The 19,124-nt window shown below is 43.6% G+C and carries 24 protein-coding genes; 16 read left to right on the top strand and 8 right to left on the bottom strand.

What is annotated here, in order from left to right:
• Positions 1-23: 23 nt before the first annotated feature.
• Positions 24-1,952: an alkaline phosphatase D family protein gene (locus ABJF92_RS13125; RefSeq protein ID WP_446816235.1), complete on the bottom strand. Its 1,929-nt coding sequence runs from the start codon at positions 1,950-1,952 to the stop codon at positions 24-26.
• A gap of 337 nt (positions 1,953-2,289) precedes the next feature.
• Here ABJF92_RS13125 and arsH point away from each other — a divergent pair, with 337 nt between their 5' ends.
• The 3 genes from arsH to arsC are packed head-to-tail and all read left to right on the top strand — an operon-like array spanning position 2,290 to position 4,489.
• Positions 2,290-3,021 carry an arsenical resistance protein ArsH gene (gene arsH / locus ABJF92_RS13120; protein WP_446816234.1) on the top strand — a complete coding sequence of 244 codons (732 nt, stop codon included), beginning with the start codon at positions 2,290-2,292 and terminating at the stop codon, positions 3,019-3,021.
• 10 nt (positions 3,022-3,031) lie between these two features.
• Positions 3,032-4,054: an ACR3 family arsenite efflux transporter gene (gene arsB / locus ABJF92_RS13115; protein ID WP_446816233.1), complete on the top strand. Its 1,023-nt coding sequence runs from the start codon at positions 3,032-3,034 to the stop codon at positions 4,052-4,054.
• 30 nt (positions 4,055-4,084) lie between these two features.
• Entirely contained in the window at positions 4,085-4,489 is a 405-nt protein-coding gene (gene arsC / locus ABJF92_RS13110) for an arsenate reductase (glutaredoxin) (protein ID WP_446816232.1), read from the top strand.
• A 121-nt stretch (positions 4,490-4,610) separates the two neighbouring features.
• Here the strand turns inward: arsC and ABJF92_RS13105 are convergent, their stop codons facing one another.
• Positions 4,611-5,045 carry an Lrp/AsnC family transcriptional regulator gene (locus ABJF92_RS13105; protein ID WP_446816231.1) on the bottom strand — a complete coding sequence of 145 codons (435 nt, stop codon included), beginning with the start codon at positions 5,043-5,045 and terminating at the stop codon, positions 4,611-4,613.
• 237 nt (positions 5,046-5,282) lie between these two features.
• On the opposite strand from ABJF92_RS13105, the gene ctlX reads away from it, so the two are divergent.
• The 3 genes from ctlX (at position 5,283) to ABJF92_RS13090 (ending at position 9,185) form a co-directional block, all read left to right on the top strand.
• Positions 5,283-6,206, top strand: coding sequence for a citrulline utilization hydrolase CtlX (gene ctlX, locus ABJF92_RS13100; RefSeq protein WP_446816230.1), 924 nt, complete (start codon positions 5,283-5,285; stop codon positions 6,204-6,206).
• Positions 6,207-6,751: 545 nt separating this feature from the next.
• Entirely contained in the window at positions 6,752-7,960 is a 1,209-nt protein-coding gene (locus tag ABJF92_RS13095; protein ID WP_446816229.1) for a tyrosine-type recombinase/integrase, read from the top strand.
• Between the two features lie 154 nt (positions 7,961-8,114).
• Positions 8,115-9,185, top strand: coding sequence for a hypothetical protein (locus ABJF92_RS13090; protein ID WP_446816228.1), 1,071 nt, complete (start codon positions 8,115-8,117; stop codon positions 9,183-9,185).
• Between the two features lie 162 nt (positions 9,186-9,347).
• Here the strand turns inward: ABJF92_RS13090 and ABJF92_RS13085 are convergent, their stop codons facing one another.
• The 6 genes from ABJF92_RS13085 to ABJF92_RS13060 form a co-directional block, all read right to left on the bottom strand.
• The gene (locus tag ABJF92_RS13085; RefSeq protein WP_446816227.1) at positions 9,348-10,130 is read right to left on the bottom strand and encodes a hypothetical protein; all 783 of its coding nucleotides are present in this window, start codon (positions 10,128-10,130) and stop codon (positions 9,348-9,350) included.
• The gene (locus tag ABJF92_RS13080; protein ID WP_446816226.1) at positions 10,127-10,744 is read right to left on the bottom strand and encodes a hypothetical protein; all 618 of its coding nucleotides are present in this window, start codon (positions 10,742-10,744) and stop codon (positions 10,127-10,129) included. Before ABJF92_RS13080 ends, ABJF92_RS13085 begins: the two co-directional genes overlap by 4 nt.
• Before the next feature lie 56 nt (positions 10,745-10,800).
• On the bottom strand, positions 10,801-11,154 hold the full coding sequence (locus ABJF92_RS13075; RefSeq protein ID WP_446816225.1) for a hypothetical protein: 354 nt from the start codon (positions 11,152-11,154) through the stop codon (positions 10,801-10,803).
• A 217-nt stretch (positions 11,155-11,371) separates the two neighbouring features.
• Entirely contained in the window at positions 11,372-11,608 is a 237-nt protein-coding gene (locus ABJF92_RS13070; protein WP_446816224.1) for a hypothetical protein, read from the bottom strand.
• Between the two features lie 10 nt (positions 11,609-11,618).
• A complete protein-coding gene (locus tag ABJF92_RS13065) occupies positions 11,619-11,960 on the bottom strand; it encodes a hypothetical protein (protein ID WP_446816223.1) in 342 nt (113 codons plus the stop codon).
• Positions 11,961-12,142: 182 nt separating this feature from the next.
• Positions 12,143-12,865, bottom strand: coding sequence for a S24 family peptidase (locus ABJF92_RS13060; RefSeq protein WP_446816222.1), 723 nt, complete (start codon positions 12,863-12,865; stop codon positions 12,143-12,145).
• A 46-nt stretch (positions 12,866-12,911) separates the two neighbouring features.
• Between ABJF92_RS13060 and ABJF92_RS13055 the strand changes: the two genes are divergently transcribed.
• The 10 genes from ABJF92_RS13055 to ABJF92_RS13010 all read left to right on the top strand — a co-directional run bounded on the left by ABJF92_RS13055 (position 12,912) and on the right by ABJF92_RS13010 (position 19,092).
• A complete protein-coding gene (locus tag ABJF92_RS13055; protein ID WP_446816221.1) occupies positions 12,912-13,109 on the top strand; it encodes a Cro/CI family transcriptional regulator in 198 nt (65 codons plus the stop codon).
• A gap of 31 nt (positions 13,110-13,140) precedes the next feature.
• Positions 13,141-13,596 (top strand): phage regulatory CII family protein, encoded by a 456-nt coding sequence (locus ABJF92_RS13050; protein ID WP_446816220.1) that lies wholly within the window; start codon positions 13,141-13,143, stop codon positions 13,594-13,596.
• A 117-nt stretch (positions 13,597-13,713) separates the two neighbouring features.
• Entirely contained in the window at positions 13,714-14,004 is a 291-nt protein-coding gene (locus ABJF92_RS13045) for a hypothetical protein (protein ID WP_446816219.1), read from the top strand.
• A gap of 148 nt (positions 14,005-14,152) precedes the next feature.
• Positions 14,153-14,434: a hypothetical protein gene (locus ABJF92_RS13040; protein ID WP_446816218.1), complete on the top strand. Its 282-nt coding sequence runs from the start codon at positions 14,153-14,155 to the stop codon at positions 14,432-14,434.
• Positions 14,435-14,527: 93 nt separating this feature from the next.
• Positions 14,528-15,097: a hypothetical protein gene (locus ABJF92_RS13035; RefSeq protein WP_446816217.1), complete on the top strand. Its 570-nt coding sequence runs from the start codon at positions 14,528-14,530 to the stop codon at positions 15,095-15,097.
• Positions 15,090-16,862: a replication endonuclease gene (locus ABJF92_RS13030; protein WP_446816216.1), complete on the top strand. Its 1,773-nt coding sequence runs from the start codon at positions 15,090-15,092 to the stop codon at positions 16,860-16,862. Before ABJF92_RS13035 ends, ABJF92_RS13030 begins: the two co-directional genes overlap by 8 nt.
• A complete protein-coding gene (locus ABJF92_RS13025; RefSeq protein WP_446816215.1) occupies positions 16,846-17,100 on the top strand; it encodes an ogr/Delta-like zinc finger family protein in 255 nt (84 codons plus the stop codon). Before ABJF92_RS13030 ends, ABJF92_RS13025 begins: the two co-directional genes overlap by 17 nt.
• A 2-nt stretch (positions 17,101-17,102) precedes the next feature.
• Positions 17,103-17,345: a hypothetical protein gene (locus ABJF92_RS13020; RefSeq protein WP_446816214.1), complete on the top strand. Its 243-nt coding sequence runs from the start codon at positions 17,103-17,105 to the stop codon at positions 17,343-17,345.
• Between the two features lie 2 nt (positions 17,346-17,347).
• Complete coding sequence (locus tag ABJF92_RS13015; protein ID WP_446816213.1) at positions 17,348-18,730, top strand: DNA cytosine methyltransferase; 1,383 nt, start codon at positions 17,348-17,350, stop codon at positions 18,728-18,730.
• Positions 18,727-19,092: a hypothetical protein gene (locus tag ABJF92_RS13010; protein WP_446816212.1), complete on the top strand. Its 366-nt coding sequence runs from the start codon at positions 18,727-18,729 to the stop codon at positions 19,090-19,092. Before ABJF92_RS13015 ends, ABJF92_RS13010 begins: the two co-directional genes overlap by 4 nt.
• Positions 19,093-19,124: the final 32 nt, after the last annotated feature.

Raw genomic sequence — 19,124 nt, 5'->3', positions numbered from 1 at the left:
GAGCCCCTTTTTATTTGTGGCCGTTATTCGAATTGTTTAGCGTGATCGAGTTTGTCGAATGAAATGACCTGATCGGCACTAATTATCTGCTGGATAGAGGATGGTTTGCCTTTATCATCGAGGGTTACTAAGCCAATTCCCGAGTGATTTAAAAGCCGCTCGCCGTGGCCTGCTTGATCCGGTTTACGAGGGGACACCCACATACCTCGACGTTTGGTAAATAGATTTAAGGGCGACCAAGGTGCATATAGCCAACGGTTGAGGCGGTCAAACCAATCTAGTAGCTTGGCAGGAAATTCATTGCGCAAGCCACTGCTGGTGATTTGCCAAATATTGGGGCTGTTTTTTCGGCCTTTGATCTCTATGTCGTAGGCAAAAGAGTAATGTACGTCCCCTGATAAGATGACAAAATTTTGGGGCGTTTTTGGATGTTTAAACAAATTCATCAGAGTGTGAGCAGAGCCTGGGTGTGCCATCCAATTTTCAGCGTCCACCATTAAGGGTTTGCCCGCCAAGGTAAACAGTTTTTGGATGCTCTCAATGAGCTTTACCCCAAAAATTGGGGCGGGTGAGATTAAAATCACCGACGGCTTTTCCATTAGGTTGGATTGCAAATCTATCAAGGCTTCCCAATCCATAAGGCCAGAAGGGCGCTTAATGTTTTTCTCAGAGCGCCAACGTCGGGTACGAGTATCTAAGACGATCAACGGCGGTTGTGTGGGCCATTGATAATGCCAGTTTTCGAATTTAAGTAGCTGATCAATACAAGCATCATGATGCTTACTCCCTGTGTTCTGAAGACTTTTTTCAATTTGATCAATGAAGGGCGAATCGAACTTTTCTGGCGCATTCCCCCAGCCTTGGCATAGAAAGTAGCCTATCAAAGCATTACCAATGATGCGTCGTGACATAGGGTGTTGATAGGCACTCTTTTCCCAAGCTGCCGTTAGGTTCCAGTCATCGGTGACATCATGGTCGTCAAATATCATTGCGGTTGGCAGATGGGCCATGGCTCTTTGTACCGCGTCCAACTGTTGCTGGAATGCAATAATGGTCGCCTTTTCTTTGTTGTATTTATCTTTATGGTCTTCTTCCGTGAGGCTTGTAGGGCAGCTTAATTCTATGTTTTGCCAACCGGCGGGAGACCAGACTAACAAATACATGGCGAGCATCTCGCTGAGCGTCATGAGGTGGTTTTGCGCTGTAGTTGTAGTGAAAATCGGTTTTTTGACGCCTCCGAAGAACTGCTTTTGCAGTGCTGCCGTCTCTTCTGTTTGTGGCAGTAGATTGTCTCTTTGATAGTAAAAAGGTGCATTGGATTGTAAATCTTGTTCTTTGGTTAGACTGGTTTCTTTTAATGCTTCACTGGGTAAGCCCAGCTCTTGAATAAGTTGATGAATGGCATGCAGCATTGGGCCTGCTACGTCATCGGCGTATATTTGATCTCCGCTAAGAATGAGTAGGGCGGGCCAATCTAAGGGATGGGTTGTGGCCAGTAGTGAGTCCACCAAGGCTAGACCGTCGGTATTGTTAGAGCTGGCAAAGTGAGGCTTTCGACAGGAGCCATGGAGTAGTTGGCTTACCTTACTTTGAATGACAAAGCCTGGGCTTTGCTTGCCCGGATAAAAAAGCTTTGCTCCCCACTGTTGAATCTCGGCGATTTGTTGGTCTTGATCAATCAAATCTATTTGGTAACCAATCCAAGTGTCACAGGGGAAAATGTCATCAGGACTTAATTGAATAAAATGTATAAATAAATGTTCGCCTGCAGTGATACATCTGCGTGTCTGCTGGCTGTTGATGAGCTGTCCGGTATCGTCTACTAGACGAACGTTAATCGCGAACTTTTCTCTTGTTGCTAGCCATAGGGTCACTTCATTCGGTGTTGTCTTACGTAAAATAGGGCCTGCTAACACCTGCTGAGAAGTATTGTGTCGATCAGGGTTGAGCATACAGTCTGCCTCTTGTTACAAGTGTCTTAGTAAGATTTATTTCTGCTGAAATAGCCTATCATGGCTAAATCATTCCTGCATGGATTGTAAGTTTTTTGAACTCATTAGCGAGACACGAAAGAGGTTCAAAGGTATTAAATTTGACTCTGATCATCAGGTCTTGGTGTTGGCTGTTAGGGTTTAATGCTTAGCGAATTAAGAAGAGGCTTGCAGATAACAACAATATATACGATTATTCATATATATTATTGTTTGCATATTGAATGGCAACACTTGATTTTCCAAGCCAAGTTACTGTTTGTTGAATTTAGGGTGTTGAGAAGAGAGAGGAATCATCATGAGTCAATTTGATATAGATGCTGAACCAAGCTTACCAAACATTGAAGAGGGTCAGTTTCAAATTCCCAGCTACCAACAAGTGGCGAGCCAAGAACTTACTCATCCTCCGCGTATTTTGCTTTTGTATGGATCGTTAAGAGAGCGTTCATTCAGTCGTATGGTGGTAGAAGAAAGTGCGCGCTTGCTAAAAGCTTTTGGGGCAGAGGTGCGAATTTTTAACCCCGAGGGGTTGCCGCAAACGGATACCACTGACGAGTCTCATCCAAAAGTACAAGAGCTTCGTGAATTAATGATGTGGTCTGAAGGACAGGTTTGGTGCTCTCCAGAGCGTCATGGTTCTATGACCAGTATCTTTAAGAGTCAAATTGATTGGATACCGTTGAGTATTGGCAGTGTGCGACCAACGCAAGGTAAAACGCTGGCGGTCATGCAGGTGTGTGGTGGTTCCCAGTCTTTTAATGTGGTGAATCAATTAAGGGTTTTAGGGCGTTGGATGCGCATGGTGACTATCCCTAATCAGTCTTCAGTGGCGCGAGCGCACCTTGAATTTGATGAAGATAACCGAATGAAGCCTTCGTCTTACTACAATCGAATCGTCGATGTTATGGAAGAGTTGGTGAAATTCACGTTAATGCTTCGTGGTAATAAAAACGACTTAGTGGATCGCTATTCTGAGCGAGTAGAATCCGCAGAACAGTTGAGTGAACGCGTTAATTTACGTTCCATTTAGGAGAAAATAAGTGGGTTTATTTGAGCGTTATTTATCCGTTTGGGTAGGGGTGGCCATTATTCTAGGGATTTTGGCGGGAAGCATTGTTCCAGACTTATTCGCGCTGGTAGCAGGCTTGGAATACGCCCATGTGAATTTAGTGATTGCTGTGCTGATTTGGTTAATGATTTATCCCATGATGGTGCAAATCGACTTTTCATCGATTAAAGAGGTGAGCGGTCAGCCGAAGGGGCTTGTATTAACTCTAGTGGTTAATTGGTTGATTAAGCCTTTTACCATGGCTTTGTTAGGCTGGCTGTTCTTTAAGGGGCTCTTTGCTGGTTGGGTGGACCCAGAAACCGCCACAGAATATATAGCGGGTATGATTTTATTGGGTGTGGCCCCTTGCACTGCTATGGTTTTTGTCTGGAGTCAGCTCACCAAAGGGGATGCTAACTATACCCTGGTACAAGTGTCTATTAATGACATTGTAATGATCTTCGCGTTTGCGCCCATTGCTGGCCTATTACTGGGTGTTTCGGACATTACGGTGCCTTGGAATACCTTGTTGTTATCCGTAGTGCTTTATGTACTGATTCCCTTGGTCGCGGGAGCAATTACCCGCAGCAAGCTTGATAAAAGCAATGACCATTCAAAATTGAATGCCTCCCTAGCGGCGATGAAACCTTGGTCCATCATCGGCCTATTAAGTACCGTTGTTTTACTGTTTGGCTTCCAATCACAAACGATTTTGGCTCAGCCAGAAGCCATTGTGCTAATTGCGATTCCTTTGTTGATTCAAACCTATGGCATTTTTGCGATTACTTATTACTTGGCGAAAAGAGTCAAGTTGCCTCATAACGTGGCGGCGCCTGCCAGCATGATTGGTTCATCGAATTTCTTTGAGCTTGCCGTTGCGGTAGCGATCTCTTTGTTCGGTTTACATTCAGGGGCAGCTTTGGCGACGGTTGTTGGTGTTCTAGTGGAAGTGCCTGTGATGTTGTCATTGGTGTGGTTTGCCAATAAAACCCCTCATTGGTTTGCTTCGCGTTAATGCTAAGGCCTTGTTGAAATAGGAGTTTTCATGGTTGTTATACATCATAATCCTGAATGTGGCACATCTCGTAATGTGCTAGAGATTATCCGTGCGGCGGGTTACCAGCCTGAGGTGATTGAGTACTTGCAAGAAGGTTGGACGAAAGCCCAGTTGTTGGCCTTGTTTGCTGCGGCAGATTTAACTCCTCGCAGTGCTTTGCGTACCACCAAATCCCCGGCAAAAGAGTTAGGTTTGTTGGATGAAAGTGTGTCGGATGAGCGCTTGCTAGCCGCCATGCTGCAGCACCCAGTATTGGTGAATCGTTCGATTGTTTGTACGCCTAAAGGCGTTAAACTTTGCCAACCTAGTGAAGCAGTGCTTGATCTGCTAGATCAATGGCCAGCAGGACCATTTGCAAAAGAAGATGGTCAATTGATCTTAGTATCGCCTTAGTGGTGATTTATTGGTTGGATCGCATGACAGTGGCCAGTGAAGTATTTGAGGTGTCCAAATCAGTGAATGCTTTGTCGCCAGAGTAAGCTGGTGCGCTGGCCATAAAAGTTGCAACTGGCGATTATAGACTGGAAAGCAAAACACTGGTTTCACTGTTTAAAATGCCATCCACCTCTCGTACCTTGCGAAGTATACCGTCAAAGGCCGCCAAGCTACTGGTGTGAATTTCGGCTACTAGATCCCATGCACCATTGGTGGTGTGCAGTTTTACCAATTCGGGAATACCGCGAAGCTTTTTGATGACTTGAGAGGTGGACTGCCCCGTTACCTCTATCATCATGATGGCTTTGATGGTTTCCCTTTCTAGCTCTTCATGCACACGTACTGTGAAGCCCAAAATAGCGCCGCTAACCAACAACCTATCGAGTCGGTTTTGTACCGTGGCACGGGAGACATTAAGCTGGCCGGCTAGGTAAGAAATGGTTGCTCTGCCATCTTTTCTCAGCTCGGAAATGAGCGCGCTGTCTAAGGAGTCGTAAATATAGGGTTTCATCATTAAGGTAGCCGTTGACTGATTTTATCAAAATGAAATTTTAGCTTAGCAAATTGACAAAAAATACATAATTATTGATAACTAAATGACATTTTAACTGACAGGCTAGCTTTTTATCATATCTGGAATCGCTATCTAGCAAACTGGAATGAATAAAAATGACTATTTATCAATCAACAAGCTTAACATTGTCTAGCAACCCATTGGGCATACGCCCAGCCTGTCAAGAGGCATAACCCTATGCCTCAGCTTCTATCGCCACAAGCGGCACAGCAAGTTGTGATGGTGCGGCCACACCATTTTCAGTCTAATCCTGAAACGATGGCGGATAACGCTTTCCAACGACCTTTAGACAGTACAGACAGCGCTTTCTCTGCATTCACTGAGGTGTCGGAGGCCGCAGCAAAATTACGTTCATATGGGGTGAAGGTGCACCTATTTGAAGATTTACATGGTCTCACGCCAGATTCTGTGTTCCCTAATAATTGGTTTAGTTGTCATCATAATGGAGTGCTGGTCAGCTACCCCATGTATGCCGCCAATCGCCGTTTAGAGTATCGCCAAGATATTATGGATTTTTTGCAAAGCGAATATGGCTTTGGTCAAACCCTAGATCTTAGAGGGTACGCTGAGCAACAACAGTATTTGGAAGGAACAGGTGCTATTGTTTTCGATCATATACAGCGCCGTGCTTATGTTTGTCGCTCAAAACGCGCTGATGAGTCCTTGTTAAAACGGTTGTGCGCGCAGCTTAATTATCAAGCGGTAATATTTGATGCTTTTGATAGTGCTGGTGTCGCGGTTTATCACACCAATGTTTTGATGTGTGTGGGGTCTAAGTTCGTTCTAATGGGAACGGACATGGTGACCTCTGCAGATCGCCAACGGCTTCTAGACGGTTTTGCCGCTAATCAACAGCAACTCATTCATCTGAGTGAGCAACAAGTGGCGCAGTTTTGCGGTAATGCCATTGAGCTGCAGGGAGATAACGGGCCAATTTTGGCGCTTTCAGAAACGGCTTATCAGGCCTTAACGTCAGAGCAAAAATTGCAACTGGAGCAATTTGTGGAACTGGTGCCTTTGCAGGTACCGACCATAGAGTCTGCTGGTGGTTCAGTGCGTTGCATGATCGCTGGCATTCATAACCCTGGGTCACCTCGGTAGTTTTGGATGCGACGGTTCTCTCGGTTAGCAAAAAAGAACTAGTAGCCTATTAGATGAAAAAGCCGTTTGCCGCCTAGTAACGGTTAGCGGCTTAAGTCGAGCATTCGACCGAGCAAATATCACGGATTAGCTAAGCATTGATTGTTAAAAGTGTCCAGATCAGCGAAAATAGCGCCCAAATACTTTTAACATGAATGGTTCGCTTCTCAGGACACGGTACAGTGCCGTGTGAATGAGCTGAGTCAGCGGATAAACGAAAAGACCTTATACATGCCAAGCCAAGAATTTATCAACGAAGTCGACAAGCGAAGAACCTTCGCGATCATTTCTCACCCAATTGATCGTACATAAGTCCAGCTAAGTCAATTCCTGCCAAAAATCCTCTTGAAGCCTTTATTTTAATAGCCTTACTTGTTTTAAGGTTAGACAGAACCAGACTACTGACGACATAATAAGCCAAACTAAATGTGTACATAGCTGTGTACATAAAATTGATGTTTTTATGACATTTAAAATATGTACACAACATACGGCGAGGGCTAGGTATGGCGCTATCTGAGGCATGGCTAAAAGCCAATCATAAAAAAGTACGAGAAAGGCCAGAAGAGAAAACGGATCGTGATGGCTTAAGTGTTCGGGTGTCTGCAAAAGGTAAGATCGTTTTTCAGATGCGATATCGATACGAGGGAAAAGCCGCGAGACTTGATGTTGGGTCCTATCCTCTTATTGGTTTGAAGTTGGCTCGTGAGAGGGCTCAAGAATACAGATCAAAATTAGAGCAGGGCTTTGATCCTCGTCTAGTTAAGAGAATGGAAAAACAGGCAATTGCTCAAGTTGAGTCATTCAGTGAGTTGTTCACTCAGTGGTATCACTCGTATTGTAAAAAGAACAAGAAAAGTCATCTAGAAATAAAACGTTCTTTTGAACTGTATGTGATTAAAGAAGTTGGCATGTTGCCGGTTGGAGCGATCACTTTACAGCAATGGCTAAAAATTCTGGAAGATTTAGTGGAAGCGGGTAAGCCTTCAATTGCTGACAGGATTTTGACCAATACAAAGCAAATGTTGAAATGGTGTGTCAGGCGGCAATTAGCAGATAGAAATGTACTTTCAGACATTAATGCAAAGCAGGATCTGCAAGTGAGTAGCGGGGTAACTGATCGAACGTTGTCTGATAGTGAAATTCACTATGTATGGAAAGCTGTAGACCATTCACGTATGGCCCCAAAGAATAAAAACTTTGTGAAGTTGTGTTTGTTTTTTGGTTGTCGGAATGGAGAGTTGAGGTTAAGTGAAAAAGCTCATTTTGATTTTGAAAAGCGTGTTTGGGAAGTGCCGCCAGAAAATCACAAGTTAGGTCAAAAAACTGGAAAGCCGTTGTTACGGCCAATAATTCCAGAAATCGAACCATTGCTTAAGGATGCGTTTGCATTGAGCGGTTCAGGCCGTTATTTGTTTAATAATGCGGGTACCGATGAGCCAATGGGGCGATCAGCACCTTTGGCATTACCTTACAACATTATGCAGTGGTTGAGAAAAAATGAAGCGTATAACATGGAGCACTGGTCTATTCATGACTTAAGGCGAACGGCCAGAACCAACTTTTCAACTTTGGCACCACCGCACATTGGAGAAATAATACTAGGTCACAAGTTGCCAGGTGAATGGCAGACTTACGACCAGCACCAGTATCTTGAAGAACAGGCTCAAGCATATGGAAAGTGGTGGGAAAGGCTGAAGAGTATTGTGTTTTAGCATTAAATGCTGAAACAGTAAGTGAAATCTATGAGGGCATGTAAGAGGAGAGGCTTAGATTGTTTAGTTGTAGCCTTTTGTATCTGACTGCTAATATGTGATTCTCTTATGAGTGTGAAGCTTTATATGGGTTTGAATTAATTAAGGGAAATATATGGATAATTATTTTCAAGAAGGGAAGACTAAGCAAATTCTAGCAAGAGCGAGAGTTGTCCTTCAGGGCATAGATAAAAAAGATAGTTCTCATTTCCAGATTACAAGATTCTATTTGTTAATCATAGATAGCATGCTTAGCAATCCAAATAAGTGGAATGAAGGTTGTAAATATAGTATCGAAAATAACAATAGTGGTTTTGAAAAATCCATGAGTGGTATAAGTATGAATAATCAGGTGGTAAATATTTTTGCGCCTTTTGAATATTTTCACACTTTTCTAACAGAACTCTATACCACATGTGGCTCTTCTATCGATGAAGAAATAGAAAAATTAAAAAGTCTTGAAGATGAAATTTATCGCAGTCTTCCTGGAAATATAAAGCACAAAATTGAAAGTATTGATAGAAGTTTACCTGTAGAGATTCTGAGATCAGTACTTAATAATAGTCATATTGAAAACATAAGAGATGTTGCATCATGGGCATCAACCTCTGAAGATATTTATGCTCGATGGGAAAAGGAAGTTAAGGAGAAAGAAAAGCGAGTTAATGATCTGAAAGATGCACTAGATAGCTATAAGGAAGGGTTCAATTTCGTTGGGTTAAGCGAAGGGTTCAATAAACTATTACAGGAGAAAAAAGCAGAGAGCAGGAAATTGGTTGTATGGGTAAGATTGTCGGCTGCTTCTATGGTTATTCCTATATTTGCTGAACTATATTGGATGTTTGAACTAGCTAGGTTGAACAAAGAGCTGATAGGGCATGGATTGTTGACACTGCTTCCCACAATATCATTATTCGTTGTGGCTACATACTTTTTTAGAGTGTTGCTGGCTAATTATAAAGGAGTAAGGTCTCAAATTTCTCAAATTGAAATAAGAATGACACTGTGTAGGTTTATACAAAGTTATGCTGAGTATTCGGTTGATCTTAAAGAAAAAAATGGAAGCACGCTGGAGCGGTTTGAAGAAATGATTTTTTCAAATATTTTCTCTAGTGATGATTCTTCTATTCCTGTATTTGATGGAATTGAGCAGTTCTCAAAATTAGTAGACAAAATTAAAAAGTGAAGGGTTTAAATCAATAGTCGATACTAAGCCTAGGATTTTTTTGGGTACTGATGCGGCTTTTCATGCTGCTGGGCGTAACGCTTTGATAGCCTATTTTGTACATGGCATTTATCCTCGTAGAAGTAATCCGCCTTAATGGCGGATTTTGTGTTTATAGCTTGCTTATTTTGATGGCTGAAAGATGGTGCTATCGCTTGCTATACAGCTGATGATCTTTGCTGATATGGGTGGGTGGAGTTTGGTGAAATACCTTTCGATGAACTCAATAGTGTCTTCCTTTGATTCCATCTGGATTGAGATAAGATGCCACTCAGAATTATCGAATTGACTGGAAAGCATATCTTTTATGTTCTCTAAGCTCCTATTGTGAATAAGAAGCGCCGTTACAAAGACAGGGTACTTGTTGTTTTTGGTAGTGCTAAGTAGCTGGAAGCCCTGAAGTTCGATATCGTTTCTTTTGCAGTGTACGCGGAAGTGTCGCCATGATTTGCTCATGAGCTCAAGGGATTCCTCATCTGAAAGGTAGTTTTTTTGGGTTGGTGTGGACCATGAAAAAAGCCATTCGTGTTCAGTGTTTTCTGGAGAGTGATGCATTGCTTTAACTTGATCTATTAAGGCTTCTAGTCTTGAATATTTTAATGTGCTCAAGCTTGGGTAAAGCTCTTTAAGTTTTGGGTGCTTGTTTAGGTAGCGAGTTGTAGCGCCAGGTTTCCAGTTCATCATTAGAATTTCTTCAATTTCTCTAAAAGCTTTGATTTGGAAAATAAGAGGGGTATCGCCCCGATCTAAAGCTAGGTAGTAATTTTTGATTGCTTTTTTAATTGAATGCATTTTGATAGAAAGCTCTTCTGAGTTAGGTGCGCATGCTTCAAAAAAACCAGTACGTTGGATTGAGTCGCCACCACATGTTGGGCATGGTTCTGTAATTGTTTTAAACGCTGTCATTGGGCACGTTCCTGTGAAGTGGCTGAATAAAGTTTAGATATGTGGGTGATGGCTAAGCAGGCCAGCATGAAGTTGTTGGTGAAAGAGGTGCAGTCGTATTCGTGAAAAAACTCGAAATGAAAGTTTTGATAATCGTAGGTTGAGATCCAGTGGTTCGCAGCCTCTTCACTGGAAATGTTTTCGACGTTTAGAGCAACGTTTGAGCGGATCGCATTCACTCGGTTTTGCTCCTCTTCATCGTTTAGCAGGTATTCAATAGTGTCTAAGTTGTTATCAAGAAATTCATAAACTGCTTTTTTAAAAGCGGTAGGGTTCCAGAATTTAACCGTTGGTGAGTAGATTTGCTCGGGTACTAGTGCTGATCGGAAACCAGCTAGGGTTAATGAAGATGATAGGAGTTTCAGCATGTCGATATAGTTGGAAATGCTGAACAAATAATAGCCATAGCTACCTGTTATTTGAACGTGGTGAGGCCAGGTGATAATTTCAATGTTAAGGCTTGATTCAGGATGGTTCAGTTGAAAGTGGCGATATTCACCTTGATCATGCAAAACAGAAAAATTGAGGCCTAGGCAATCGAGTTGAAACTTGTTGATGATTGTTTGTGGGATCATTTTTACACTCCTAAAAAGCCGCCTAATAGCGGCTTTTTTGCGTCTGAAATAGAGGTTTAGCGTTGTGGTGCTGGTTGTTGTGGCTGGTTGCCCCAACCACCATAAGATTGTGGTTGGCCGTAGCCTTGTTGTTGCTGTGGCGGTTGTTGTGGGGCGGGTTGCTGGTTCTGATTTGGGGTGTCCCAAAATACGGACATTTTGATGGCACCGTTTGAGCCAATTGGTAAAGAGTCTAATTCAATGCTTACTTGTGGCATTTCCCCTTGTTGCTCGGCTGGCCATAAGGTTGCGCGGCCAAGTGGTGCGTAGCGTGCTTTCATTTTTGGTTTACCTTGAGCATCGCGCTCTTGGGTTGGGTAGTAATCTGCGGCGTAGACAACACGGCCTTTGGCTAATGGTTGATTGTTCATAAAGAGAATCCTTAGTTAGATAGTTTGTTTAAAGCCACGCGTACACAGTGCGGGCAGGTGGCAAGGAACCGGCTTTGGAGTTCAGCTGGTAATCTGTGGAAGTCGCTTAACTTTGTGTTTCGGATGACGCTATAATCAGAGCTAGACATAATTAATTCCTATGGTTGGTTTTGTCTTGCCAGTTAAGAGGTCGGATTCTTAACTGGCACTTTTCACTTTAGTGATTCTTGCTTCGTTGCTTAGAAAGCGCTTTTTCTCTTTCTTCCCATTCGTAAATTTCATCTGCAGACCACAAGTTGTACGTCCCGCTTGGGCGGATCGTTGGCTCTGGGAGTGGGTTCGTCTTTTTACTTTGCCAGCGGAAAAGTGTGCGCGTAGAAATCAGAAAGCGTTCGCATAATTGGCTAGAAGTTAAGTAGCCAGAAACAGGCGTGATTGGTGTGTTTGTGTTCATTGTCTTCTCCTTATGCGGCTTGGTTGGAAGATTGGTTGATAGTCGATTCATGCTGTTCCGTGATTAGCTTTTTAAGTCCTTCCGTTTCCCATGGTGCTTGGTAACCATTTTGAAAAGCTAAATCCATTTGGAAACCGTATGGAGGAAGGCCAAGCGTGTAGGCGACAAAGAAGCGCCATAAGGCAACTAAATGGCGGCGTGGAATGGTATTGAGTTGGGTTTCTGGATCTTGGCCGTGGTAATCGGTAAAGAAGTCTTCGCAGGCTTTTTGAAGCCTACCGCTGGCATCGCGAGATTGAACGAAGTCTAGAAAGTCCACGTTGTTCATGGCGTTGATGATTGGTGTTGTCATGATGTGACTCCTTGTGTCTTGGTTATGAATGACAAGAAGTTTAGTTTATTAAGAAAATGCAAGTCAACATAAAAACTTAATAAAATAAGATTTTATGTTGAGTTGAGAAAAATAAGAGATTTTAAGGATATAAAAAAACCGCCAAGAGAGGCGGTTTATAGAAAGTGCTTTTTAAGTGAGGCTTAGAGTGCGGCTTCTTGCCAAAAAACCCTGCCAATAATACGAAGATGCTTTGCTTCTTCTGGGCTTAAATCCTCATCAGGGTAGTCTTCTGAGTTCTCGGATCGGATGCGAACACCACTGAATGGAAGCCTGAAAAGATATTTCACTCTTAATAAACCTCCATACTCAAGGGCGTATATCTTTCCGTCGATTATTCTAGTGGTCCGTGTGTCGATGAATATTTTGGCACCATCAACAATTTTACTTTCCATTGAATTTCCAGAAACTCGGCATGATACAACAGCACTTGAAGGTACTCCTTGAGTGGTTAGTACATCAAGGTTAATGCGTGCTTTTTCGGTTGTACTGTCAAAAATGCTTGCTAAGCCTACTCCCGCAGCCAATTGAACTTCCTCAAAAAATGGTATCAAGACTTCATTTGATGCAGCGGGGGTATTGTTTTCATACGCCTCTGCTCTTTTTAGGTCTGGGTGAACGTCATCCATCGCACCTTCGCCTGTCAGTAGCCATTCGGGTTGGCACATTAACAGCTTTGATAACTTAATAAGATTTCCACCTCTTGGTTTTGAGTTGCCATTTAGCCAATGACTAACCCCTCCACTAGAGATGCCAGTGGCCTTTGATATATCAACGCTCTTTAGGCCAAGTTCTTTGAGTCGTTGTCTTATGCGGTCTGAAGTTTCCATTCTTAGAATAATAAACCTTGACTGTATTACTTTCATGAGTATATATTCTTACAAAAGTAAGAATGGAGGTTAGAAAAATAAGATGTTTAAATCCGATGCTATCAAGCACTTTAAAACTTCGACTGCAATTTGGTCTGCTCTGGGCATTACCTCTGGCGCTGTTTCGCAATGGCCAGAACTAATTCCTGAGAAGCAGGCGTTAAGACTAGAGCGAATTACTAATGGGGTGCTTAAGTACGACCCATCACTTTATGAAACCAAGCATAAGCAATCAGCCTAAACACTAAAACATTTGATTTTCTGGGGAGAAAATGACGATGGATTACTTTCAACAAGCGCTGCACGATCTCGTGCACCAGTCCAAATTATCATCAAAAGAAATATCCGCGGCTTTAGGCATGAGTCACCAGGTCTTGATTAACAAGGTCAATCCGAACAATACGGTCAATAAGCTCACTGTTCACGAACTCCACGCCATTCAACTCGTTACCGGGAATGATGTGGTGCTTCGTGCCATGCAGGGTTCTGTCATTTTGAACGCCCTTAAAGATGCACCTTGCTCGATTGTTGAAGCTGTCGTTGCGAACGGTAAAGAGTGCGGTGATGTGTTTTCGGCTGTGCAAGATGCGATGGCAGATAACCGTTTGACCGAGCGCGAGCGTAGCAAAATTCTGAAAGAGATTCGTGAAGCTCAGGAGTCATTGCAGAGGACTGAAATCGCGGTGCTGGCTCACGGAAACCCAGACTTTCAGGCCATGGCCAGATAGTCGCTTTCAATATTATGGAGGTGACATGACAAAGCTGGATAAGTTGATTCTTGTTACTGCAGCACTGCTTGTTGCCGGAAGCGTGATCGAGGCTTGTTTTACATTTGGAGTATTTCAATGAAGTGGACATTTGAGCAAGGCATGAACGCCTATAAAGCAGGTGTGAAGATTGAAGAGGTTAAGGTTGAAATATTGGCTGATGCCGAGCCTTTCAGAGATTGGTTAGTGGGGTGGCTGACAGCCCAAGGCGAATCACTGGAACTTAAATATTCAAATTATGACCGTCTGTTAACGAAATATGAGCAGTCGCTGAATAAATGGGAAAAGCATATTGATGAATTAAGAGCGGAAAATATGCTGCTGAAGCAGGAGCTAAATGAACGCTTTTCCAATCAAATCGTTCATTAATTAAGGAGTGAGATATGCCTTTTAATTTTACGGATAAAACAGCTAAGCAAAGGCATAACCTCCGCTTGGCGTTGGTTGTGGCATCGGCCCTGTTGATCACTGTTTGCAGTGTTGGGGAAATGTACCTGTTATTTAAAGTGGTTTTTTCATGATGTCAGCAAAGATAAATCATCAAGTTCGTGAGGCTCAAATTCAAGAGTTTGAAGCGGCTATAAAGGACGTCTCTGAACCCTATGTTTGCATTGATTGTGGCTGGAAGGGAAAGAAAAGCCAGCTTGGTGGATGGCTAGGATTCGTCGGGGCTGAGGCGTTTTGCCCAGCGTGCGGCCATTCGGAATTTTTAGTGAGCGGAAAGGAGTTAGACGCCATGAATCGGGAGGACGAAAAATGCAAATTACAACATCCCTTGAGCTGTCATTCGAACAGCTAAAAGCCATGCTGCAGAAGATGCCGCCGCAGGAAATCCGCCAAAAGATTTGGCATTCGTGGAAAGAAGAAAAGAAAGCAATCGAGGTTCAACAACATGACAGCACAACCACAGAAACTCAGCCAAGTTCAGTCAATTTTATTTTCGTTCACGACAGCGGAATTAAACGTGTTGCGGCTGATCGGCAACCACTGGTCGAAGATGTTCGTCTGTCATGAAATTGATCGAGGCGGTATAGCAGGTGAAACCTTTATGCGTGTTTGGTCACCAGAATACACATTGATGAAATTGCGCGAGAGGCCGTCTTTTAATTCTAATTCTGTGGAGCGTGAACCGTATTCGTTTGATGGTTTCTTTGAGCAATCCCAGCACCCTCTTTGCTGTTTTGAATTAGACATGATGATGCGCATGGTAAATGCCGCTGTAAAAGGGGAATTGGATCGTTTCTTGTTACTGGAGAAGGGGACCATGCGTGATGTGATTGGGCCGCATTTTACTCAGTCTTGGACCGTGAATGCTACGGCACATGCTGTGGCGAATAAAATGATTATGTTGGAACGAGTGGCAGGTTTGTTCGATGGGCATTCAAGCTATGACATTGTGATGCGTGATATTGCTAAAAGTTTCCGTGCGTTAGATGGTGTGGAGGCAATTGCGCATGTTTGATTCGACTCCAACAGAAGAGTGTTTGGAATGGCGTAAAGAATTGCTGAACGGTGTAAGTCTTGAGGACGCTACTGTTTTGCAAAAGCGTCTTGACGAGTTGGACCTATCAAAGGGTTATGTTGCGGCCAATACTTGGTTACGAGGTGTTGTTGAACGCTTTGAGCTATTGGCAAAAGTGACCGTGATGCGAGCACCTATTGGTAAAGAGTGTGACCGTTTGCATGAGTTGGAAGTGCGCGGTAAAGAGCCAAAAGGCACGACCATGGCGTGGTTGCGCAATGTGGTTAAGCGCCTGCATTTTTGCGACAAAATGATTACGGAATTTGATGGCGAGCAATTGGCGTCATGGGCTGAAAAGCGCAGTAATTATTTTGAAGTTGAGATGATGGGGATCTATGTTGAAAACGGCATTGAAGCAGTAAAAGGCTTTATGCAATCGCAACTTGTTGAAGTTGGTATTAAGTTCGATGAATGGGACGACAATGACAAAGTCTTGGGCTTCATGGCCCGGATGATCACGCCAGAATGGTGGACTCGCCAAGCAAAAAAACAATGGCTAATTGTTGAAGATATATTAAGGGAGTGCGGTGAAGTTGAGCGCTATAAGTCACCTTATGTATCTGGCTGGGGATTAAGGAAAGCGGAAAAACAGATTGAAAATAATAAGGCGTTCTTGGAGGGGTGGGAAGCCATCAACGAGTTAGGACAGTCTTTTACATTGGCAGAACTGTCCAAAAAGGGCGTTTCAGATCCAGATAACCGATTCGCAGAAATGGTTGTTCGCGCTAAGGGGTTGGAAGAAATCTCTGAGGAATTTGGTCACCAAGGTTACTTCCTCACATTAACCGCACCCTCTAAATATCACCCTATTTCACAAGGAAAAAGGAATAAGAAGTTCTGGCGTGCGGGGTGCCCTTCAGTGCGCAATGCACATAAATATTTAAACGGTGTTTGGCGCCGATTCCGTGCTTGGTGTAAACGCCATGAAATTCCGTTTTATGGGTTGCGAACCGTTGAGCCGCATCATGACGGATGCCCACATTGGCATTTGATGCTGTGGGTTGATCCTAAGCAGTCAGAAAAATTCTTGGAGGCGTTTCATCATTACGCTCTGCAAGAAGACGGCAACGAAGCCGGTGCACAAAAGTACCGTGTTGAAGTTAAGAAGATTGATCCAGCCAAGGGTTCGGCAGTGGGTTACATCGTCAAATACATTTCTAAAAACATCCACGGTAAACACGTTGATACCGACCTAGAAACAGGCCGAAGCGGTAGCGATGCGGCCAAACGCATTGTTGCTTGGGCGCGCATAAATCGTATTCGTCAATTTCAATTTGTTGGTGGTGCATCCGTGACCGTGTGGCGCGAACTACGTCGATTGGGTAAAGACAAAGCGCCTGAATATTTCAAAGACATTTATCACGCTGCAAACCGTGCGGACTTTGGCGGATTCGTAAAGCTAATGGGCGGAGTGTTTGCAGGACGAAATCAAACATTGAAAACCTATTACAGCGAGGAAGAAGAAAATCAATATGGCGAAATGGTGAAGACAGTTAGAGGTGTAAAAAGAGGGATAGAAGTTTTGGTAACTCGACTTCATGAGTGGACGGTGCAGAAAAAAACGTCTGGCTCTGGGTCTTCTTCTCTAGAGGATGGCGAAGCCATCCCTTGGACTCGTGTCAATAAGTGTACGGGGCCGAGTTTCGGCCTTAGAAATGAGCCAACCGATTATGGTGGAGGTGGCCAATATGTCAGTACGGGTTAGATGCCCCAGGTGTAAAGGGAAAGCGATCATTACCAACAGCAATGATCTGGCAAAAGACATAGTAGACGTGTTTTACAAAGAGCTTTACGTGCAATGCATAGGTGAGAGCGGATGCGGTGCGCGCTCTGTTTTTGGTATGGAATTTAAGCACTACATCAACCCGCCTCAAACTGACGTGGTGAATATGGCCAGAAAGATCATTGAGCAACAAGAGCAGTTGGACATTAAAGGGGTGTGACCATGTATGAAGTAGGCGAAAAAGTGTTATGCCAAGACTGCTTGAAGGTAAAAGACTTTTCTATCGAAAGGCACGGCTGTGAAGAATCTTGCGAATGTGGTGGTGATTTCTGTGGCTGTGAAGGTTGCATTGAAACCATTAACGACTTGATAGCGGGGAAGAGAAACGCGGAAGAGTTAGGAACCCAAAGTGATGTGGAGCACTGGACCGAAAACGACGGCATAGCGAAAAAAGAAGAGGTGTGAACGTGAAACAAGAAATCATAGTCGATAATTTTGCAGGCGGCGGTGGCGCTAGTACAGGCTTGGAGCTCGGTCTAAACCGTCATGTTGATATTGCTATTAATCACGATCAAGAAGCCATTGACATGCACAAAATGAATCATCCAGAAACGCGCCATTACTGCGAGTCTGTATGGGATGTTGATCCGGTGGAAGCGTGTAATGGTCACCCTGTTGGACTGGCGTGGTTTTCACCTGATTGTAAGCACTTTTCAAAAGCAAAAGGTGGAACGCCAGTTAATAAGAATATTCGAGGTTTGGCGTGGGTGGCCGTTCGTTGGGCTGCGTTGGTACCTGTTCGTATGTTTATGCTTGAAAACGTAGAAGAGTTTTTAACGTGGGGACCTGTAGTTGATGGCAAGCCGTGCAAAGAGCGAAAAGGCGAAACGTTCAACGCATTCATATCAGCATTAACATCAGGACTTGCTCTGGACCATCCAAGCATTGAAGACGTAAAACATGCACTTGGTGAAGACTTTGATTTATCCAAGGTTGAACAAGGTTTAGGTTACCAGGTGGAGTGGAGGGTTTTGAAAGCGTGTGATTATGGTGTTCCAACAAGTAGAAGTCGTTTGTTTCTTATTGCTCGTAAAGATGGCGAGCCAATTGTATGGCCAGAGCCAACACATGGGGATGGGCGTAAACCATACAAAACAGCGGCGGATATTATCGATTGGAATTTGCCCGTGAAATCTATATTTGGACGAAAAAAACCATTGGCTGAAAACTCTTTAAAGCGTATTGCCAAAGGCTTGGAAAAATTCGCTTTCACTGAAACGCCATTTCTTGCCCCTGATCCAACCAAGATTAGTTTTATTACTGAATACGCCAATGCTAGTAATCAAAGGAACATGGCGATAAACGAAACATTACGCACGATTTGCGCGCAAGTAAAAGGTGGTCATTTTGCTTTAGTTACTAGCCATATTGTGAAGTTTCGCGGTGACAATATAGGACACGGCACTAACGAACCTTTGCACACTATTTCCGCTGGCGGTTTTCACCTTGGCGAAGTACGCGCTTTTCTTATCGAGTATTACGGAACGGGGAGCGCTCAAGAGATTGATAAACCGTTGCACACCATTACCACACGTGATCGTTTCGGTTTGGTCATGGTGAAGGGAACAGCGTACCAAATTATTGATATTGGCTTGCGCATGTTGGAGCCATACGAGCTTTTTAAAGGTATGGGGTTTCCTTCAAATTATAGGATTAGCCACGATAGCCAAGGGAAGAAACTGTCAAAGAAAAATCAGGTTGCTCGTTGTGGTAACGCCGTTTGTCCTCCTTTGGCTGAGCAGTTGGCAGTATCAAACTTTAAGCCCTTAGGTGTTGAGATAGCGGCATGAAAGACAAAGATGATAAGAAGCGTCAGCAGGCCACCAAGCGTCAGCAGGAGAAGCGAGCTAAAGACAAAGAGCGTTATGCAGACATGGGCATTCAAGAGGTTCGTATAAAGCTGTCTCAAACGGAGCGCGATTCGCTGGAAGAGCTTAGGTTGTTTCGCGGTGGTTATGATGTGAATGAATACATAGCCACATTGATCCGTCGAGACAGTGAGCGCATGCAGGAAGAGAAAAAGAGCCTTGGTACCTGCGAGTTCTGCCACGAACCTTTGCCTATGGGATGTAAAAACGGAGTTGGATCAGCAAGGTTTAAAGGGTATGCACAATGCTTTTATACGAGTGAAGAGAAGAAATTAAGGCTTTAGCCATGAGCGTGACACGTCACGTTTTTTAAAAT

The organism is Marinomonas sp. (assembly GCF_039940335.1).
Classification (GTDB): domain Bacteria; phylum Pseudomonadota; class Gammaproteobacteria; order Pseudomonadales; family Marinomonadaceae; genus Marinomonas.
Note: the sequence above shows the minus strand (reverse complement) of the source record. Positions and strands in the feature narration are given on the sequence as shown.

Bases quoted from the DNA above. Each gene is read 5' to 3' on its own strand.
- ABJF92_RS13125 (WP_446816235.1), bottom strand. From the start codon at position 1,952: ATGCTCAACCCTGATCGACACAATACTTCTCAGCAGGTGTTAGCAGGC.
- arsH (WP_446816234.1), top strand. From the start codon at position 2,290: ATGAGTCAATTTGATATAGATGCTGAACCAAGCTTACCAAACATTGAA.
- arsC (WP_446816232.1), top strand. From the start codon at position 4,085: ATGGTTGTTATACATCATAATCCTGAATGTGGCACATCTCGTAATGTG.
- ABJF92_RS13105 (WP_446816231.1), bottom strand. From the start codon at position 5,045: ATGATGAAACCCTATATTTACGACTCCTTAGACAGCGCGCTCATTTCC.
- ctlX (WP_446816230.1), top strand. From the start codon at position 5,283: ATGCCTCAGCTTCTATCGCCACAAGCGGCACAGCAAGTTGTGATGGTG.
- ABJF92_RS13095 (WP_446816229.1), top strand. From the start codon at position 6,752: ATGGCGCTATCTGAGGCATGGCTAAAAGCCAATCATAAAAAAGTACGA.
- ABJF92_RS13090 (WP_446816228.1), top strand. From the start codon at position 8,115: ATGGATAATTATTTTCAAGAAGGGAAGACTAAGCAAATTCTAGCAAGA.
- ABJF92_RS13085 (WP_446816227.1), bottom strand. From the start codon at position 10,130: ATGACAGCGTTTAAAACAATTACAGAACCATGCCCAACATGTGGTGGC.
- ABJF92_RS13080 (WP_446816226.1), bottom strand. From the start codon at position 10,744: ATGATCCCACAAACAATCATCAACAAGTTTCAACTCGATTGCCTAGGC.
- ABJF92_RS13075 (WP_446816225.1), bottom strand. From the start codon at position 11,154: ATGAACAATCAACCATTAGCCAAAGGCCGTGTTGTCTACGCCGCAGAT.
- ABJF92_RS13070 (WP_446816224.1), bottom strand. From the start codon at position 11,608: ATGAACACAAACACACCAATCACGCCTGTTTCTGGCTACTTAACTTCT.
- ABJF92_RS13065 (WP_446816223.1), bottom strand. From the start codon at position 11,960: ATGACAACACCAATCATCAACGCCATGAACAACGTGGACTTTCTAGAC.
- ABJF92_RS13060 (WP_446816222.1), bottom strand. From the start codon at position 12,865: ATGAAAGTAATACAGTCAAGGTTTATTATTCTAAGAATGGAAACTTCA.
- ABJF92_RS13055 (WP_446816221.1), top strand. From the start codon at position 12,912: ATGTTTAAATCCGATGCTATCAAGCACTTTAAAACTTCGACTGCAATT.
- ABJF92_RS13050 (WP_446816220.1), top strand. From the start codon at position 13,141: ATGACGATGGATTACTTTCAACAAGCGCTGCACGATCTCGTGCACCAG.
- ABJF92_RS13045 (WP_446816219.1), top strand. From the start codon at position 13,714: ATGAAGTGGACATTTGAGCAAGGCATGAACGCCTATAAAGCAGGTGTG.
- ABJF92_RS13040 (WP_446816218.1), top strand. From the start codon at position 14,153: ATGATGTCAGCAAAGATAAATCATCAAGTTCGTGAGGCTCAAATTCAA.
- ABJF92_RS13035 (WP_446816217.1), top strand. From the start codon at position 14,528: ATGACAGCACAACCACAGAAACTCAGCCAAGTTCAGTCAATTTTATTT.
- ABJF92_RS13030 (WP_446816216.1), top strand. From the start codon at position 15,090: ATGTTTGATTCGACTCCAACAGAAGAGTGTTTGGAATGGCGTAAAGAA.
- ABJF92_RS13025 (WP_446816215.1), top strand. From the start codon at position 16,846: ATGTCAGTACGGGTTAGATGCCCCAGGTGTAAAGGGAAAGCGATCATT.
- ABJF92_RS13020 (WP_446816214.1), top strand. From the start codon at position 17,103: ATGTATGAAGTAGGCGAAAAAGTGTTATGCCAAGACTGCTTGAAGGTA.
- ABJF92_RS13010 (WP_446816212.1), top strand. From the start codon at position 18,727: ATGAAAGACAAAGATGATAAGAAGCGTCAGCAGGCCACCAAGCGTCAG.